The 16,276-nt window shown below is 67.6% G+C and carries 15 protein-coding genes; 8 read left to right on the plus strand and 7 right to left on the minus strand.

Annotation, left to right across the window (positions count from 1 at the left end; translation table 11 throughout):
• The first annotated feature begins 112 nt into the window (after positions 1–112).
• The 3 genes from ACORJG_RS14320 to ACORJG_RS14330 all read left to right on the plus strand — a co-directional run bounded on the left by ACORJG_RS14320 (position 113) and on the right by ACORJG_RS14330 (position 2,512).
• The gene (locus ACORJG_RS14320) at positions 113–910 is read left to right on the plus strand and encodes an enoyl-ACP reductase FabI (RefSeq protein ID WP_427793070.1); all 798 of its coding nucleotides are present in this window, start codon (positions 113–115) and stop codon (positions 908–910) included.
• Between the two features lie 157 nt (positions 911–1,067).
• On the plus strand, positions 1,068–2,240 hold the full coding sequence (locus ACORJG_RS14325; RefSeq protein WP_427790023.1) for a benzoate/H(+) symporter BenE family transporter: 1,173 nt from the start codon (positions 1,068–1,070) through the stop codon (positions 2,238–2,240).
• A gap of 98 nt (positions 2,241–2,338) precedes the next feature.
• The gene (locus ACORJG_RS14330; protein ID WP_081602724.1) at positions 2,339–2,512 is read left to right on the plus strand and encodes a YegP family protein; all 174 of its coding nucleotides are present in this window, start codon (positions 2,339–2,341) and stop codon (positions 2,510–2,512) included.
• Positions 2,513–2,563: 51 nt separating this feature from the next.
• Here ACORJG_RS14330 and ACORJG_RS14335 read toward each other — a convergent pair whose 3' ends face one another.
• The 4 genes from ACORJG_RS14335 to ffh form a co-directional block, all read right to left on the minus strand.
• Positions 2,564–3,262 (minus strand): glutathione S-transferase N-terminal domain-containing protein, encoded by a 699-nt coding sequence (locus ACORJG_RS14335; RefSeq protein ID WP_427790026.1) that lies wholly within the window; start codon positions 3,260–3,262, stop codon positions 2,564–2,566.
• A gap of 68 nt (positions 3,263–3,330) precedes the next feature.
• Positions 3,331–3,858, minus strand: a complete 528-nt coding sequence (gene rimM, locus ACORJG_RS14340; protein WP_427790028.1) for a ribosome maturation factor RimM — start codon at positions 3,856–3,858, stop codon at positions 3,331–3,333.
• A 110-nt stretch (positions 3,859–3,968) separates the two neighbouring features.
• Positions 3,969–4,463, minus strand: a complete 495-nt coding sequence (gene rpsP, locus ACORJG_RS14345; RefSeq protein WP_427790030.1) for a 30S ribosomal protein S16 — start codon at positions 4,461–4,463, stop codon at positions 3,969–3,971.
• A gap of 24 nt (positions 4,464–4,487) precedes the next feature.
• Positions 4,488–6,038 carry a signal recognition particle protein gene (gene ffh, locus ACORJG_RS14350; protein WP_427790032.1) on the minus strand — a complete coding sequence of 517 codons (1,551 nt, stop codon included), beginning with the start codon at positions 6,036–6,038 and terminating at the stop codon, positions 4,488–4,490.
• Between the two features lie 381 nt (positions 6,039–6,419).
• Between ffh and ppc the strand changes: the two genes are divergently transcribed.
• A complete protein-coding gene (ppc, locus tag ACORJG_RS14355; RefSeq protein ID WP_427790034.1) occupies positions 6,420–9,125 on the plus strand; it encodes a phosphoenolpyruvate carboxylase in 2,706 nt (901 codons plus the stop codon).
• On the opposite strand, the gene ACORJG_RS14360 is transcribed toward ppc, so the two are convergent.
• Both ACORJG_RS14360 and ACORJG_RS14365 read right to left on the minus strand, forming a co-directional pair.
• Positions 9,126–10,091 carry a magnesium and cobalt transport protein CorA gene (locus tag ACORJG_RS14360; RefSeq protein ID WP_427790036.1) on the minus strand — a complete coding sequence of 322 codons (966 nt, stop codon included), beginning with the start codon at positions 10,089–10,091 and terminating at the stop codon, positions 9,126–9,128.
• A 179-nt stretch (positions 10,092–10,270) separates the two neighbouring features.
• A complete protein-coding gene (locus ACORJG_RS14365; protein ID WP_427790038.1) occupies positions 10,271–12,424 on the minus strand; it encodes a M3 family metallopeptidase in 2,154 nt (717 codons plus the stop codon).
• Positions 12,425–12,543: 119 nt separating this feature from the next.
• Between ACORJG_RS14365 and ACORJG_RS14370 the strand changes: the two genes are divergently transcribed.
• Complete coding sequence (locus ACORJG_RS14370; RefSeq protein ID WP_427790040.1) at positions 12,544–13,407, plus strand: glutamate racemase; 864 nt, start codon at positions 12,544–12,546, stop codon at positions 13,405–13,407.
• A gap of 17 nt (positions 13,408–13,424) precedes the next feature.
• On the opposite strand, the gene ACORJG_RS14375 is transcribed toward ACORJG_RS14370, so the two are convergent.
• On the minus strand, positions 13,425–13,937 hold the full coding sequence (locus ACORJG_RS14375) for an S-type pyocin family protein (protein ID WP_427790042.1): 513 nt from the start codon (positions 13,935–13,937) through the stop codon (positions 13,425–13,427).
• Positions 13,938–14,092: 155 nt separating this feature from the next.
• Between ACORJG_RS14375 and coaBC the strand changes: the two genes are divergently transcribed.
• The 3 genes from coaBC to ACORJG_RS14390 are packed head-to-tail and all read left to right on the plus strand — an operon-like array spanning position 14,093 to position 16,232.
• Positions 14,093–15,316 carry a bifunctional phosphopantothenoylcysteine decarboxylase/phosphopantothenate--cysteine ligase CoaBC gene (gene coaBC, locus ACORJG_RS14380; RefSeq protein WP_427790043.1) on the plus strand — a complete coding sequence of 408 codons (1,224 nt, stop codon included), beginning with the start codon at positions 14,093–14,095 and terminating at the stop codon, positions 15,314–15,316.
• 16 nt (positions 15,317–15,332) lie between these two features.
• Complete coding sequence (gene dut, locus ACORJG_RS14385; protein WP_427790045.1) at positions 15,333–15,782, plus strand: dUTP diphosphatase; 450 nt, start codon at positions 15,333–15,335, stop codon at positions 15,780–15,782.
• A gap of 48 nt (positions 15,783–15,830) precedes the next feature.
• Entirely contained in the window at positions 15,831–16,232 is a 402-nt protein-coding gene (locus ACORJG_RS14390) for a BLUF domain-containing protein (RefSeq protein WP_427790047.1), read from the plus strand.
• The last annotated feature ends 44 nt before the right edge of the window (positions 16,233–16,276 follow it).

The following is a 16,276-nucleotide window of genomic DNA, read 5'->3' on the forward strand; positions in this document are numbered from 1 at the left end:
AGAGAAACGCCAGCGCCTGCACTCCACTTGTCACCCGCCGCGCGCCCGTCCAAAAGGCGGATCAAGTTCTAGATACGGAGACGAACCCATGGCGACGAGCGAAGGCTGGGATATGCCCACCGGCGAACTCATGAAGGGCAAGAAGGGCCTGATCATGGGGGTGGCCAACTCCAACTCCATCGCCTGGGGCATCGCCTCGCAACTGGCGGCGCAGGGCGCCGAACTGGCCTTCACCTATCTGGGCGAGGGTCTTGAGCGCCGCGTGCGCCCGCTGGCCGAAAGCGTCGGCGCCAAGCTGCTGATCCATGCCGACGTCACCGACGACGCCTCGATGGACGCCGCCTTCGCCGAGCTGGAAAAGGAATTCGGCACGATCGACTTCGTCGTCCACTCGGTGGCCTTCGCCAACAAGGACGAGCTGAAGGGCTCCTTCGTGGACAACACCACCCGTGACAGCTTCCTGCTGGCCATGAACATCTCGGCCTTCAGCTTCGTCGACGTGGCCAAGCGCTCGGCGAAACTGATGCCCAACGGCGGTTCGATGATCACCCTGACCTATCTGGGTTCCGAGCGGGTCATTCCGAACTACAACACCATGGGCGTGGCCAAGGCCGCGCTGGAAGCCGCCACCCGCTACATCGCGCGCGACCTGGGACCCAAGGGCATCCGCGTCAACGCCATCTCGGCAGGCGCCATGCGCACCCTGTCGCTGGCGGGCATTTCGGGCGGACGCGGCCTGCACTCCAAGTCGGCGCAGTTCTCCCTGATCAAGGAAGAGACCTCGATGGAAGGCGTCGCCGGCGCCGCCCTGTGGCTGTGCTCGGACCTGGGCCGCTCGACCACGGGCGAAGTCGTCCACGTCGACGCCGGTTTCCACGCCGTCGGCCTGCCCGACGACATGGAAGGCTGATCCCGACCGGGTTTCGGACAGACAGAGGGCCGCCGGGCGAACCGGCGGCCCTTTTTTGCATCTACCCCTGCCCGCGCACCCCGGCGGACGTCGGGATGAGCGGAAGAAAGGCGCATTTCTGCTTTCGACGCGCCGCCCATCGTCCTAGCTTGGGCGTATGAGTTCCGTGCGCCTGCCTCCCCCCGCCAGCTTTTCCGCCGCCGCGGTGGCCACCGTCGTCGGTTTCGGCGGCACGGTCGCCCTGATCGTTCAGGCCGGTCAGGCGATGGGTGCGGCGCCCGGCCAGATCATCTCCATGGTCACCGCCCTGTGTCTGGGCATCGGCCTGCCCGGCGCAGTGCTGAGCTGGCGGCTGAAGATGCCGGTCGTGCTGGCCTGGTCGACGCCGGGCGCGGCCCTGCTGGCCGCCTCGACGCTGGGCCTCGGCTGGTCGACCGCCGTGGGCGCCTTCGTCATCGCCGGGCTGATGATGGTGCTGACGGGGCTGGTCCCTGCGCTGGGTCGCCTGGCCGAGCGCATACCCGCCGCTGTCGCCTCGGCCATGCTGGCGGGGGTGCTGCTGCCCTTCTGCCTCAAGCTGTTCCTGGTGTTCCCGACCGACCTGATGCTGGCGGCGGGGCTGCTGGCGGTCTTTCTGGTGATGCGTCGACTGGCGCCTGCCTGGTCCCTGCCCGCCGTTCTGGTCGCCGCCTTCGCCGTTCTGGCCGTGCGCGGTCAGGTCGCCCTTCCCGAGGGAACCGGCCTGTTCGGCAATCTGTCGCCGGTCATGCCCGCCTTCGACTGGAAGGCGGCGGTCAGTCTGGCCCTGCCGCTGTATCTGGTGACGCTGGCGTCGCAGAATCTGCCCGGTCTGGTGGTGCTGAGGGCTGCAGGCTACACCCCGCCCGCCGGAAAGCTGATCTTCTGGGGCGGGCTGACCAGCACGCTTCTGGCCCCCTTCGGCGCGCACGGCGTCAATCTGGCCGCCATCACCGCCGCCATCTGCACCGAGCCGGACGCCCACCCCGACGCGACGAAGCGCTGGACCGTGGGCGTGATCTACGGCCTGTTCTATCTGGTCGTCGCCCTGTTCGCGGCGCCGCTGGCCGGGCTGTTCATCGCCATGCCGACCGGGGCCCTGGCCGCCATCACGGGCCTCGCCCTGATCGCGCCCCTGACCGGCTCGCTCAGCGCCATGATGGGCGAAGTGAAGGATCGCGAGGCCGCCGTCCTGACCTTCGCCGCCACCGCCTCGGGCGTGGCCCTGTTCGGGGTAGGCTCAGCCTTCTGGGGGCTGGCGGTCGGCTTTCTGGCGCTGGCGGCGCGACGCTGGATTCCCGCCCGCGCCTGACGCCTTACCGCGTTTTACGCTTCGCCTCTTTACGACCCAAGCGGGGCCGTGCCAGCTTCTTCATCCGGCCGATGGTCGGCCGTCAGAGCGAGGCGATCATGGCGCACAAGTTCGAAGTCTATAAGGACAAGGCGGGCGAATACCGCGTCCGGTTCAAGTACAACTCGGAAATCATCTTCTCGACCGAGGGCTATTCCGACAAGTCCGGCGCCAAGCGCGCCATCGAGTCGATCAAGAAGTTCGTGCCGGACGCTCCGACCGAAGAAATCTGACCCTGTATCGTCGGGGGCGCGCGAACCGCCCGTCCCCGACGCTCACTGGCTTCAGGCCGGTATGTTGAGGCCGCGCTGCACGGCCGGACGGGCCACGCCCCGCGCCAGCCAGGCGGCGACAGCGGGAAAGTCCGCATAGCCGACCAGATCGCCCGCGCCATAGTGTTCGACCAGGTTCCGCACCCAGCCCAGAATGGCGATGTCGGCGATGGTGTAGTCGTCGCCCATGATCCACTGGCGATCCTTCAGCCGCCCCTCCAGAACACCCAGCAGGCGCCGTGATTCCGCGACGTAACGGTCGCGTGGGCGTTTGTCCTCAAAGGCGCTGCCCGCATATTTGTGGAAGAAGCCGACCTGACCGAACATCGGTCCGATGGCGGCCATCTGGAAGAAGACCCACTGCAGCGTCTCATAGCGCGCCGCCGGATCGGTCGGCAGGAAGCGCCCGGACTTCTCCGCCAGATAGACCAGGATGGCCCCCGATTCGAACAGGGGCAGCGGCTTACCCCCCGGCCCGTCGGGGTCGATGATGGCGGGGATCTTGCCGTTGGGATTCAGCGACAGGAACTCAGGCGTCCAGGTCTCGTCCTTGCCGATATCGACCAGGTGGACCTCATAGGGCAGGCCCAGCTCCTCCAGCATGATGGAGATCTTCACCCCATTGGGCGTCGCCAGCGAATAAAGCTGCAGTCGATCAGGATGCTGCGGCGGAAACTGGCGGGTGACGGGAAAAGCAGACAGGTCGGCCATGGAATGCTCCGGCTGGTGTGACCCGCTCCATGTCGGAAGCCGCAAGGCGATCCGCAACCGTGTCGGCGTCAGTCTTCGTCGCGGTCGCTGACTTCGCTCGGGCGGACGATGCGCAGCCAGCCCTCATGGATGTGCAGTTCCGGCGCCGCCTCACGGGTGAAGGGCAGATACCAGGTCGGGCCGCCCTCGGCCGGGGTGATCTCCAGCATGTCGTCGGCGCCGAAGTTCTGAACCGACTTCACCGTGCCCAGCACCACATCGGCCGGATCACGCCCCTCAAGCCCGACCAGATCGGTCAGGTAGAACTCGTCTTCGTCAGGCTCAGGCAGGGCGTCGCGGGTGACGAACAGCTTCTGGCCGCGCCGGGCGTCGGCCTCTTCCTTGGAGGCGATCTCCTTGACCCGCGCCACCACGCCCGCCTTGTCCGGACGCGCCGAGATCAGCGTCAGCACCGGCTTTCCATCGGCCCCCAGCAGCGGCGAATAGCCGACCAGGGCCATGGCGTCGGCGGTATAGGCGCTGATCCGCACCTCGCCCTTCACCCCGAAGGCGCCGCCGATCTGTCCGACCAGAATCAGTCTGTCTTCGCTGCTCATGGCCGGGCTCCGTTTGCCGATGCGATGGGTCCAGATAGCAGAAAAGCAGCGCCCCGGAAGGACGCTGCTTTCCCGTTTCAACCGGCCGTGGCCGGATGAGAAGATAAGGCTCAGGCCTGCTCTTCGGTCGTCTCGACAGCGGCTTCAGCAGCGGGAGCTTCTTCTGCAGGCGCTTCTTCCACGGCCGGAGCGGCGGCAGCGGCGGCGGCGGCTTCAGCAGCCTCGGCCTTGGCGGCGGCTTCGGCTTCCAGGCGGTCGGCTTCGCGCTGGGCGCGCTCGGCGGCGCGTTCCTGGGCCTTCTTGCCCGGCTCGGCCTTCTTGGGGTTGTTGCCCTGCGTCCACTGGACCTTGGCGCCCAGGACTTCGTCCTGCGACAGGAAGCGAGCGACGCGATCGGTCGGCTGAGCGCCCTTGGCCAGCCACTCCAGAATGCGCTCCTGCTTCAGGACGATGCGCGGGGTGGCGCTGTCCTTCGGCAGCATCGGGTTGTAGCTGCCGACGCGCTCGATGAACTTGCCGTCGCGCGGGGCGTGCGAGTCAGCGATGACGATGTGGTAGTAAGGGCGCTTCTTGGCGCCGCCGCGGGACAGACGAATCTTCAGCATTTTCAGTCTCTTTCTAGAAAGGCGTTATTTCTTTTTGGGGAAGCCCGGCAGACCCGGAAGGCCCCCCGGAAGTTGTCCGCCGCCCCCGAGAGGGTTTCCAAGGCCGGCGAGCCGATCCTGAATGGCTTTCATTTCATCGGCAGAGGGTTCCGGCATCTTGCCGCCGCCCAGCGCCTTCAGACGGTTCATGTCGGGGCCGCCCCCGAGTCCACCAGCCCCCATGCCGGGCAGACCGCCCATCATGGAGGCCATCTTCTGCAGGTTCTTGCCGCCGCCCTTGGACAGCGACTTGACCATGTCGGCCATCTGCCGGTGCTGTTTCAGCAGGCGGTTGATGTCCTGAACCTCGACGCCGGCGCCCTTGGCCACGCGCTTCTTGCGGCTGGCGTTCAGCAGGTCGGGCTTCTTGCGCTCGGCCTTGGTCATGGAGCTGATGACGGCCAGCTGGCGGTCGATCATCTTGTCCGAGACGTTGTTCTCGGCCATCTGGTTCTTCAGCTTGGCCACACCGGGCAGCAGGCCCATGATGCCCTGAAGACCGCCCATCTTCTTCATCTGGTTCAGCTGGCCCGCCAGATCGTCCAGGTCGAACTGGCCCTTGGCCAGCTTGCGGGCCATCTTCTCGGCCTTGGCCTGATCCAGCTCGCCCGCGGCCTTCTCGACTAGGGCGACGATGTCCCCCTGCCCCAGGATCCGACCGGCGACGCGGCGGGCGTCGAAGACGTCCAGCGCATCGACCTTTTCGCCCGCGCCCAGATATTTGATCGGCAGGCCGGTGACGGCGCGCATCGACAGCATGGCGCCGCCGCGCCCGTCGCCGTCGGCGCGGGTCAGCACCAGACCCGTCAGCGGCAGGCGCTCGTGGAAGGCGCTAGCGGTGCGCACCGCGTCCTGACCCGTCAGGCTGTCGGCGACCAGCAGAGTCTCGACCGGCTTGGCGATCTCGGCGACCTCGGCCACCTCATTCATCAGCCCTTCGTCCAGGGTGATGCGGCCGGCGGTGTCGAGGATCAGGACGTCAAAGCCCTGCAGCCTGGCCGACTGAAGCGCGCGGCGGGTGATCTGGACCGCGCTCTCGCCCGCCACGATGGGCAGGGTCGCGACCTCGATCTGCTGACCGAGCGTAGCCAGCTGCTCCATGGCCGCCGGACGACGCGTGTCCAGCGAGGCCATCATGACCTTCTTCTTGTCGAACTTCGACAGACGCAGGGCCAGCTTGGCCGAGGTCGTCGTCTTGCCCGAGCCCTGCAGACCGGCCATCAGCACGACGGCGGGCGGGGTCGCATTGGTGTTCAGCGGAACCGGCTCTTCGCCGCCCAGCATGTCGACCAGGCCGTCATAGACGATCTTGATGACCTGATCGGCGGGCTTGACCGCGCGGATGACTTCCTCGCCGGTCGCGGCCGTCTTGGCGCGGGCGATGAAGTCCTTGACCACCGGCAGGGCGACGTCGGCCTCGAGCAGGGCGACGCGGACCTCGCGCAGGGCCTCCTCGACATCCTTTTCGGACAGGGCGCCGCGGCCGGTGATCCGGTCGAAGACGCCTGTCAGCCGCTCGTTCAGAGCCTCGAACATTCAAACCCTTTCATGCGCTTGGGCCTTGGCCTCCGTGAGCAGCGCCCATAGGCGGGCGACCTCTGCGAACGATCACGTCGACAGAGGCCCTCTCCGGGCTCATCCACTCTGTGAAGCGCGCTACCGGCCTTCGGCCTGCTTGAGCGCGTCCTCAAGTAGCGCGAAGCGCGATAGCACACCCCAGAATGGGGTCGTCCCGGTGGAGGCGCAGGTTCAATTGCGCCGGAAGTCGCGGCTTATGGCGGAAAAGCAAGGCGATGTCGACTCCGTTTCTCAGCCGAAACGCCACCACACAAAGGGTTTGCGCGTTGCAGCATGGACTGGCGCGCTCGGATTCCGCTGATACGGTTCCGCTTCCGGCCTCCCCGCGGAGAGACATCCATGACCCAGACTTCCGAATTTCCTCACGACCGCCTCCGCGCGGAGGTCCGGCTTCTGGGCGCCTTGCTGGGCGAGGTGATCCGCGACGAGGGCGGCCAGGCTCTCTACGACCGTATCGAGGCGGTGCGCCAGGCGTCGGTCGCCTATCACCGCGACCCGGCCTCGGACGACGCTTCGGAGCTGGAGCGCCTGCTGGGCGAGCTGTCGCTGGATCAGGCCATCGGCCTGACGCACGGTTTCGCCGCCTTCTCCCTGCTGGCCAATGTCGCCGAGGACCGGGCGGGCAAGCGCCGCGCCCAGGCTCAGGCCGAAGCGGGCGAGCGGGCCGACACCCCCGAGGGCGCGCTTAAACGACTGGCCGGGGCGGGCGTCGACCGGGACGCCGTGCGCGACCTGCTGGCGCAGGCCCTGATCTCGCCGGTGCTGACCGCCCATCCATCCGAGGTGCGCCGCAAGAGCGTCATCGACCGCACCGCAGCGGTCGGCGAACTGCTGGACGGCTGCGACCGTGACGGGATCGCCTGTGACGCCGAGACCCTGAAGGCGGCGCTTCGCCGCCAGATCGTCATCCTGTGGGCCACGCGGCTGACGCGGGCTTCGGCCCTGGTGGTGCAGGACGAGATCGACACCGTGGTCGACTGGCTGCAGCGCATCTTCCTGCACGTGGCCCCGGCCCAGCTGGCCGAGTGGCGCAGGCTGCTGGAGGCGCCCGACCTGGCGCCCTTCGTGCGCATCGGCTCATGGGTCGGCGGCGACCGCGACGGCAACCCCAATGTCGACGCCTCGACCCTGCGCGCCGCCTTCCGCAGTCAGGCCCGCGCCGCGCTCGGCTTCTATCTGGACGAGGTGCACGCCCTGGGCGCCGAGCTCAGCCTGTCCATCGACCTGACCCGCGTCACGCCCGCACTGGCCGCCCTGGCCAAGGGGTCCGGCGACGCCTCTATCCAGCGCGCGGACGAGCCCTATCGTCTGGCGCTCAGCCAGATCTACGCCCGGCTGTCGGCCGCCTATCCGGCCCTGACCGGCGAGCCGACGCCTCGGCCCGCTCGCTTCGACGCCCCGGCCTATGACGGCCCCGACGCCTTCCGCGCCGACCTGAACATCCTGCACGACAGTCTGGTGCAGACCCACGGCGCCGTCTTCGCCGACGACCGGCTGGCGCGGCTGATCACGGCGGCGGACGTGTTCGGCTTCCACATGGCGACGCTGGACCTGCGCCAGAACTCGGACGTGCATGAACGGGTTGTCGCCGACCTGCTGAAGGTCGCAGGCGCCTGCCCTGACTACGCCGCCCTGGACGAAGCCGACCGTCTGTCCGTGCTGGCGCGCGAACTGGCCAGCCCGCGCCCCCTGTTCTCGCCCTACGCCGACTATGCGCCCGAGACGCTGAAGGAGCGCGCCATCCTTCAGGCCGCCGCCGAGGCCCTTTCGACCTTCGGCCCGCAGGCGATCCGCACCCATATCGTGTCCAAAACCGACGCCGCCTCGGACATGCTGGAGGTCTATCTGCTGCTCAAGGAAGTCGGCCTCTACGACCCGGCCGATCCCGGCGCCTGCCCCATTCAGGCCGCGCCCCTGTTCGAGACGATCGACGACCTGCGCGCCGCCCGCGCCACGCTGGAGCGCGTCCTCGCCGAGCCTTCCGCCCGCGCCGTGGCCGAGGCGCGCGGGGTGCAGGAGGTGATGATCGGCTATTCCGACAGCAACAAGGACGGCTCCTACCTGACCTCGGGGTGGGAACTGCATGAGGCGTCGCACGCCCTGCTGGACACCACGCGCGCGGCGGGGGTGCGGCTGCAGCTGTTCCACGGCCGGGGCGGCGCCGTCGGGCGCGGCGGCGGCTCGGCCTTTTCGGCCGTGCTGGGCCAGCCCGCCGGGACCGTCGCGGGCCGCATTCGCGTCACCGAACAGGGCGAGGTCATCGCCAACAAATACGGCGAACCCGAGGTGGCCCAGCGCAACCTCGACGCCCTGACCTGCGGGACCCTGCTGGCCTCGCTGGGGCCGCAGTCCGACGCGGGCTACAGCGCCGAACATGGGGCCACGGCCGCGCGCCTGTCGGCCGCCTCGATGAAGGCCTATCGCGCCCTGGTCTATGAGACGCCCGGCTTCGTCGACTATTTCCGGGCCGCCACGCCCATCGCCGAGATCGCCGACCTGAAGATCGGCTCGCGCCCCGCCAGCCGCACGACCTCCACCGCCATCGAGGACCTGCGCGCCATTCCCTGGGTGTTCAGCTGGTCGCAGTCGCGGGTCATGCTGCCCGGCTGGTTCGGCTTCGGCTCGGCGGTTCAGGGCGAAGACCCCGCCGAACTGCGCGCCATGGCCGAGACCTGGCCCTTCTTCCGCACCGTGGTCCAGAACATGGAGATGGTGATGGCCAAGGCCGACATGGCCATCGCCCGCCGCTATGCCGGACTGGTCCCCGACGCGGCGCTGGCCGGGCGTATCCACGCCGCCATCCGCGCCGAATGGGATCGCACCGTCGCCGCCGTCCTGTCGATCACCGGCCAGCAGAGCCTGCTGGGCGGGCAGCCGGAACTGGATCGGCTGATCCGTCAGCGCCTGCCCTATGTCGAGCCGCTGAACCATGTGCAGATCGAACTGATCCGCCGCCGCCGCGCGGGCGACGACGACCCGCGCGTGCGCAACGGCATCCTTCTGGCCATCAACGGCGTGGCGGCGGGCCTCAGGAACAGCGGCTGATCACAGCCAGTTCGAACGCTTGAAGGCGACATACAGACCCACGCAGATGGACAGGATCACCAGCAGCACCGCCGGATAGCCATAGGTCCAGCGCAGCTCGGGCATATGTTCGAAATTCATGCCGTAGATGCCCGCCACCGCCGTCGGCGTGGCCAGTATGGCGGCCCAGGCCGCCAGCTTGCGGGTGATGACGCCCTGCCGCTGCTGCTCCAGCAGATTGGACACCTCGAACACCGAGGCCAGGATGTCGCGCAGGCCCGCCGCCCGGCTGGCCACCCGGCGCACATGGTCGGCGACATCGCGGAAATAAGGCCGCACCTCGCGGTCGATGCAGGGCAGGTCCAGCGACTGCAGCTTGACGCAGACCTCCTCCATCGGCCCCAGCACCCGGCTGAACTTCAGCAGCTCGCGACGCAGTTCGAACAGGCGGGTGATCTCGACGCGCGACAGGAAGCTGTCCAGCGCGACCTGCTCCATCTCCAGCACCTTGTCCTCGATGGCGTCGATGATGGGGATGTAGCCGTCGACGACGAAGTCCAGCACCCCGTGCAGGATGAAGTCCGGCCCGTGGCTCAACTGCTGCGGCGAGGCCTCCAGCTGGGCGCGCAGCTGGGTGTGGGCGCGGGCCGAGCCGTGGCGGATGGTGATGACATAGTTGGCGCCGACGAAGACGTGCGTCTCGCCATACAGGATGCGGTCGCCCTTGGCCTGAGCCGTGCGGGCGACGATGAACAGCTCCGAGCCATAGACTTCCAGCTTGGGGATCTGATGCGCCGTCAGCGCGTCCTCGACCGCCAGAGGGTGCAGGTGGAAACGCCGCACCAAACCGTCGAACTCCTCGTCCGTCGGCTCATACAGGCCGATCCAGAGGTCTTCCCCCTTGGTCAGGGCCAGCCCCTGATCCGTCAGCGGCGCCTCACGCACCCGCTTGCCGTCCTTATAGACCCAGGAGGCGACGACGCTCATGCAGACCTCTCCAGCAGAACCACCGCCGAGGCTTACGCACCCCGGCAGAAATAGAAAAGGCCCGGCGGATTGCTCCACCGGGCCCTTCCCGATCTGACGTCCCACGGCCTCAATCAGGCCGAAGGCCGATAGGTCCCGCTCAACATGGGGCCTCAAGCAGCCCGACGGGCGGTAGGCCCCTAAGAAGTCGGGAAGCCGCGCACCTTCAGCAGGGCCTTTACGTCCGGGTCGCGGCCGCGGAAGGCGCGGTAGGCTTCGCCGCGGTCCGTGGTGTTGCCCGGCGCCAGCATGATCGACTTGAAGCGACCGGCGATGTCCGGATTGAAGACGTCGCCCGACTCCTCGAAATAGGCCCAGGTGTCGGCGTCCATCGTCTCGGACCACAGGTAGGAATAGTAGCCCGCCGAATAGGCGTCCGAGGTGAACAGGTGGTTGAACTGCGGCAGGCGGTGCCGCATCACCATCTCCTTGGGCATCCCCAGCCGGGCCAGCGAGGCCTTTTCAAAGGCGCCGATGTCGGTCGGCGGCGAAGCCTGCGTATGCAGGTCCATGTCGACCAGAGCCGAGGACAGATAGCTGACGGTCGCATAGCCCTGATTGAAGGTAGAGGACGCCTCGATCTTGTCCACCAGCGCCTGCGGCATCGGCTGCTTGGTCTCGACGTGCTTCATGTATTTGTCGAGCAACGGGCGCGTCAGCACCCAGTGCTCATGCACCTGCGACGGATATTCCACGAAGTCGCGCGGCGTATTGCCGAACGACGGATAGGTCACCACCGACGAGAAATAGTGCAGGGCGTGGCCGAACTCGTGGAAAAGGGTCTCGGCGTCGTCCAGCGAGATCAGCAGGGGCTGGCCCTCGGCCGCCTTGACGAAGTTGTTGTTGTTCGAGGCCAGGATCGGCTTGGACCCCGTCAGGGTCGAGAAGGACCGATAGGTGGTCATCCAGGCGCCCGAACGCTTGCCCGCACGCGCGAAGTCGTCGGCGTAATACAGGCCGATCAGCTTGCCCGTGGCCTTGTCGGTGACCTCATAGGTGGTCACGTCCGCCTCGAAGACCGGCACCTTGTCCTTGGGCAGGCGCTTGAAGACGAAGCCGTACAGGCGCTCGGCCATGTCGAAGGAGGCGTCGCGGACGGCGTGCAGCTCGAAATAGGGCTTCAGCTCGTTCTGATCGAGGTCGTACTTCGCCTTGCGCACCTTCTCGGCGAAATAGAGGTAGTCCCACGGCTCGATGTCGTGACCGGCGATCGCCTTCATGTCGGCGACCTCTTCGGCGACGCGGGCCTTGGCCGGGGCCCAGACGCGCTGCATCAGGTCCATCGCCGCGGCCGGGGTCTTGGCCATGGTGTCCTGCATCCGCCACTCGGCGTGGTTGGCGAAGCCCAGCAGGCGGGCGCGTTGCTGACGCAGGGCGACGATGCGGGCGATGGTCGCCTTGGTGTCGTTGGCGTCGCCGTTGTCGCCGCGCTTGACGAACTTGGTCCACACCTGCTGGCGCAGGGCGCGGTCGTCGGCGAAGGTCAGGAAAGGGTCGACGCTGGAGCGGGTGTTGACGATGGCCCAGCCCTGAACGTTGCGGGCGCGGGCGGCCTCGGCGGCGGCGGCCTTGTTCGATGCGGGCAGGCCCTTCAGCCCCGCCTCATCGGCGATGACGGTCCAGGTGTTTTCATCCGCCACGACCTTCTGGCCGAAGGTGGTGAAGGCGTTCGACAGTTCGGTGTTGATGCGGCCCAGTTCGGCCTTGCCGGCCTGGTCCAGGGCGGCGCCGTTGCGGATGAAGGCGTCGCGGCTGCGCTCGGCCAGACGCTTCTGCTGGGCGCTCAGACCGGCCGCGTCAGCGCCGTCGGCCACGGCCTTGATGCGCTGGAACAGCTGTTCGTTGAAGGTGATCTCGTCCGAGGCCGCCGACAGAACGGGCGACAGCTCCATCTCGAGCGCGTCCCATTCCTCGCCGCCGATGTTCGACGTCATGACGCTGAAGATGTTCAGGGCGCGGTCCAGCGGCTCGCCCGCCATTTCCATCGCCGCCATGGTGTTGGCGAAGCTCGGCGCCTCGGCGTTGGCCGCGATCGCGGCGATGTCGGCGCGTTGCAGCTCAATGCCTTCCAGCACGGCCTCGCGCATCTTAGGCGCCGTCACCTTGTCCCACGGCGGTACGCCCTCATAGGGGCCGGTCCACGGCTGCAGCAGTTCGGCGCGCGGCGCGGTCGTAGGCAGGACGGCGCGGGCGATACGGGCTTCCTCGTCGGTGTTCACCGCCCCGCCCTTCGAGGCGCAGGCCGCCAGGGCGAAGAGGCTCGTGCCCCCGATGAGAAGATGGCGTCTGTGCATCCGGTTCTCCCAACCTTTGATATTCGACGCGGCTCCTGTCCGTGTGACGGAACCGTCAGCATTGAAGATGTAATCTGAACCATTGGACGGCGAAACCCCGCAGGTCTAAAGGCCTCTGCATGGCGATTGGCGTATTCGACTCCGGCGTGGGGGGCCTGACGGTCCACCGCGAACTCACAACCCGCTTTGCGACGCGGGACTTCATCTATCTGGGCGATCAGGCCCACGCCCCCTATGGCGGGCGCGGAGGCGAGGACATCGTCGATCTGACGCGCGCCGGGTGCGAGCGCCTGTTCGAGGAGGGCGCCTCCGTGGTCGTGCTCGCCTGCAACACGGCTTCGGCCATCGCCCTTCGCCGCCTGCAGCAGACCTGGATTCCGGGCATGCGCGAAAAGCTGGGCCGCCCGGTCAATGTGCTGGGCATCATCGTCCCGACCATCGAGGCGGCCACCGGCCTGCCCTGGTCGTTCGAGGCCGAACGCGAAAGCCGTCTGGAAGGCGAGAAGAAGGAGGCGATCGAAATCACCGGCGTCTTCTGCACCGCCGCCACGGCCATGAGCCGCGTCTATGAGATCGAGATCGACAAGCGCCGCGACGATCTGGCCGTCTTCACCGAGGCCTGCCCCGGTCTTGCGGGCCTGATCGAACTGGGCGCCCCGGCCGAAGAGCTGAAGGTGGTCGTCGACGATCACGTCGACGCCCTGCGCCGTCGCATCGGCCGTCACCCGGACAAGGCGGTTCTGGGCTGCACCCATTATGAGATCGTCGCCGACCTGTTCGCACAGGCCCTGCCGTCCGGGGTGCAGGTCATCAGCCAGCCGGTCTCGGTGGCCGACTCGCTGGAACGCTATTTCGGACGCCACCCGGAATACGACCTCGGGTCGTCGGGCCGTCGCGACTTCCTGACCACCGGCAAGCCGGGACCGCAGTCGGATCTGGTCGCCCAATTCTGGGGCGCGCCCCTGACCTTCGAGCAAGCCTGAACGCGCAGCGCATCGACCTATTGCTGAGCCCGGGTCTGGCCGCGCCTCTGGCCGAAGGTCGGCGCCATCTCCTTCTGCCGCGCCCAGTAAGCGGGGCCGTCGTCCGGCTTGAACATGGTGCGCGGCACCCCGTTTCGATCCACCACGGCGAAGGTGTTGGTCGAGGCCTGATAGAAGAGGGTGTCGCCGTTGGGCCGCTTCACCGTCTCGGTGCCGCGCGGCGTGTTTTCGGTAAAGGCGCGCACCTTCACCAGATAGTCGTCCGCCGTCCGGGCGCCGAAGTCTCCGCCGTTCCGTTCGAACAGCCTCTGCACCTTGGCGTCGGCGGTTTCACGCCGGTTAGCGGTGACGGGCGGCGGAGCGCTCTGAAACGGAGCCTCCGCCTCCGTCGTCTCCGGCACGACATCCGCCAGTAGACCCGGCGCGTCCGGCGCGCTGCGCTCACGGGTTTCGACCGCTGAACCGCCGTTGTCGCATCCCACCAGAGCCACGGCTGCAAGGGCCATAAAGGCCGCTGTCCGTATCCGCATGGCGTTCCCTCCCGAAAACCTGCGGAACGAAGTTATGCATACTCTTTTCGCGCCGACAACGTGTGATGCAACCGGCGCGTTCAGCGTTCGCCCGAACATGATCCGGACGCGGCTTTGTCTCGACGCCGTCACGCGGCGGGGCTACAGATTTCGCCATGACCGCACCCTCGCTATCCGGCCGCAAGGTCCTGCTGATCGTCGGCGGCGGCATCGCCGCCTATAAGGCGCTGGAGCTGATCCGCCTGCTCAGAAAGGCGGACGCCGAGGTGATGACCGTCCTGACCAGGGCCGGGGCCGAGTTCGTCACCCCCATGTCCCTGGCGGCCCTGACCGGCCATCCGGTGCGGCAGGACCTGTTCATGCCGGAAGACGAGACCGCCATGGGCCATATCGAGCTGTCGCGCTGGGCCGATCTGGTCGTGGTCGCGCCCGCCACGGCGGGGCTGATCGCCAAGGCGGCCAACGGCATGGCCGACGATCTGGCCTCGACCACGCTTCTGGCCACGGACAAGAAGGTGCTGCTGGCCCCGGCGATGAATGTGCGCATGTGGCTGCACCCGGCGGTGCAGGCCAATGTCGAGCGGCTGAAGAGCTTCGACGGCTTTCACGGCATGGCCGTGGTCGGCCCGGACGACGGGATCATGGCCTGCGGCGAATTCGGGCCGGGCCGCATGGCCGAGCCGCCGGTGATACTCGACGCCATCGCCCGCCTGCTGGCCGGACCGGACGGACGCCCGCTGACGGACCGGACCGCCATCGTCACAGCCGGACCGACGTTCGAGCCGATCGACCCAGTGCGCGGCCTGACCAACCGCTCCAGCGGCAAGCAGGGCTATGCGGTCGCCGCCGCCCTGGCCGAACTGGGGGCGCAGGTGACGCTGATCTCCGGCCCGGTGGCGCTGGATGCGCCCGTCGGCGTGACCCGCGTCTGGGTCGAGGCCGCGACCGAGATGAAGGCCGCCGTCGAGGCCGCCCTGCCCGCCGACATCGCCGTGATGAGCGCCGCCGTCGCGGATTGGCGCGTGGACGGCGTGGCTTCCGGCAAGATAAAGAAGGCGCCGGGCGGCCCGCCGTCGCTGGCCCTGATCGAGAACCCCGACATTCTGGCGGGCGTCTCCGCCCCCGGCCCGCGCCGTCCGCAACTGGTGGTCGGTTTCGCCGCCGAGACCAGCGACCTGGAAGCCAACGCCCGCGCCAAGCTGTCGCGCAAGGGTTGCGACTGGATCGTCGGCAACGACGTCTCGGACGAGGTGTTCGGCTCGGACGGCAACGCCGTGACCCTGTTCACGCAAAACGGCGACGAGCCGTGGCCGCGCCAGTCCAAGACCGAAGTGGCCAGAAAACTGGCCCAACGCATCGCCGATCACTTCAAGGCCTAGAAGAGACCTCCCCGCCATGACCACCATCCGCGTCGAACGCCTGCCCCACGCGCAGGGTCTGGCCCTGCCCGCCTATGAGACCGCCGGCTCGGCGGGCATGGACCTGCGCGCCGCCATCGCCGAGGGCGAAACCCTGGTGCTGGAGCCGGGCCAGCGCAAGCTGGTCCCCACCGGGCTGAAGATCGCGCTTGAACCCGGCTATGAGGCCCAGGTGCGCCCGCGCTCGGGCCTGGCGCTGAAGCATGGGATTTCTGCACCCAACTCGCCCGGCACCATCGACAGCGACTATCGCGGCGAGGTCGGGGTCATCCTGATCAACCACGGCGAGTTGCCGTTCGAGATCAAGCGCGGCGACCGCATCGCCCAGATGGTCATCGCCCGCTACGAGCAAGCCCGGATGATCGAGGTCGAGGCCGTGGACGAAACCGACCGGGGCGCGGGTGGATTCGGTTCAACCGGACGTTGATAAAGACTCTACTTTCACATCCCTAGATACTGGTCTAGCGTAGCCGCCATGAACACGCTGGAACAGCTGGTCTATTGTAGCCGATCACGACTTTCCCCGGATGACGAAGCCGTGGCGATGGCCGACATCGTTCACGTCGCGGCCTTTCTGAACGCCCGAAACGACATCACCGGCGCCTTGACGATTCAGGACGGCATGTTCGTTCAGTTTCTCGAAGGCGCGCCCAGCGCGCTCGACATCCTGATGCTGCATCTGCATTTCGATGAGCGGCACGAGGATATCGAGGTCATGGCTCGCGGCACTATCGAGCGTCGCGATTTTCCCGTCTGGGGCATGATGGCGCCCGATGTCGGCCAGTCCGTTGAGCTGGGGCGATTGATCGCGCAGCGCTCGCCCGACCTGCTGGCCTGGCGCTGCGCCATGACAAAACTGCTGGCGCAGGCCGCCTGACACCTCAGAAAAGGACGTCGCGCTCAAGTAGTGAGCCGCCGCGC

Source organism: Brevundimonas diminuta (assembly GCF_050310045.1).
Lineage (GTDB): Bacteria > Pseudomonadota > Alphaproteobacteria > Caulobacterales > Caulobacteraceae > Brevundimonas > Brevundimonas diminuta_F.